The following is a 1,702-nucleotide window of genomic DNA, read 5'->3' on the forward strand; positions in this document are numbered from 1 at the left end:
GAGGGTAGGACGTTGCCGCGCGAAGATGAACCGTTGACTGAGGTCAGCGGTTTTTTTGTGTCCGAAATAAAAGTAACATGAACATGTCTGATTGAAGACAGAAAAAAATTGAATGAATTTTGCATATTAATCATTGAAAAATGAACCATTTTCATAGGAATAAATCTGTGTATAGAAAGCGAACAATTTCCCTTAGAAACGTAAAAAGTTCGGTTTTAATGGCAAAAATCGAACAGTTTTGAATTGAGTGGGTTCTCTTGTTAAGAATATGCTAAAATGATAAGGGCAGTTTAATAAATATGAGATTGAGGGGCACAAATGATGAAACATTATCGACGTTACCGTCTGACATTGGGTTGGCAGATTTTGATCGGCTTAGTTTTGGGGATCGTACTAGGGGTGATCTTTTACCAAAATAAGACAGCCATCACCGCCATGCAGAATATCGGGACCATGTTCATCAGCTTAATTCAGATGATCGTACTACCTATCGTTGTTTCCTGTTTGACGGTTGGGATTGCCAATATGGGTGACATCAAAAAACTAGGCAGAATTGGTGGAAAAACGTTAATTTATTTTGAATTAATGACGACCGTTGCTATTATTTTAGGGCTCGTTGTGGCCAATGTTTTCCACCCTGGAGATTTTATTAACATTCATGCACTACATTCTCAAGACATTAGCCAGTATGTGCAAACCGCAAATAAGGCTAAACATAACAGCGGGTTGTGGGCAACAATTATGGGCATCATTCCAACGAACTTTTTCTCTTCACTGAGCACTGGCGACATGATGCCAGTTATCTTCTTTTCAGTCTTCTTTGGCTTAGGAACTGCGGCAATTGGTAAGCAGGGACAGATCATTATCGATTTTTTACAAGCTGTTTCTGAAGTGATGTTTAAAGTCACCAACTGGGTGATGCATATTGCACCGATCGGGGTCTGCGCCTTGATTGGCGTCACTGTCGCACAAATGGGATTAGCCGCACTGGCGCCGCTGGGCTACTTTATTGTTTTGGCCTACGCAACGATGATTGTCTTTATTCTGGTGGTGATGGGGCTTGTTGCCCGTGTGGTTCACCTCAACATTTTTACCCTGCTGAAGGTTATTAAGGATGAAGTTATTCTGGCATTTTCTACAGCAAGTTCAGAGGCGGCTTTACCAAAAATCATTGATAAAATGGATAAATTTGGTGTGAGTCAGGGCATCGTTTCGTTTGTGATTCCGACCGGATATACCTTTAACTTGGATGGGTCGGCGATTTACCAATCACTCGCTGCGTTATTTTTGGCACAAGCCTATCATATTCATCTGAGTATTGGTCAACAGATTACTTTGTTAGTCGTCCTGATGATCACGTCTAAAGGAATGGCTGGGGTACCAGGTGCCTCGTTTGTTGTCCTGCTGGCCACTATTTCGACTATTGGGGTTCCGATGGCTGGATTGACCTTTATCGCTGGGATTGACCGGTTAGTTGATATGGGCCGAACGGCTGTAAACGTTGTCGGGAACTCGCTGGCGTCAGTTGTGATTGCGAAGTCCGAAAAGGAGTTTGACGAAGCGCAATCGAAGGAGCTTGCCGCGTCGTTTGATCGAAAAAAATCGGTTACCGATTAATTTAACCATTAAGAAAGGCCGTGCTGGACTTGCACTAGGCCCTGTCAAGTTGACAGATGAAATAATATAAAGTTGAGTCTGTTTC

At 42.5% G+C, this 1,702-nt stretch carries 1 protein-coding gene; it reads left to right on the forward strand.

Going from position 1 to position 1,702, the window contains the following annotated elements; all coding sequences use genetic code 11:
• The first annotated feature begins 321 nt into the window (after nucleotides 1–321).
• A complete protein-coding gene (locus FC82_RS10875) occupies nucleotides 322–1,617 on the forward strand; it encodes a dicarboxylate/amino acid:cation symporter (RefSeq protein ID WP_056997005.1) in 1,296 nt (431 codons plus the stop codon).
• Nucleotides 1,618–1,702 lie beyond the last annotated feature (85 nt).

Source organism: Secundilactobacillus collinoides DSM 20515 = JCM 1123, assembly GCF_001435975.1.
Classification (GTDB): domain Bacteria; phylum Bacillota; class Bacilli; order Lactobacillales; family Lactobacillaceae; genus Secundilactobacillus; species Secundilactobacillus collinoides.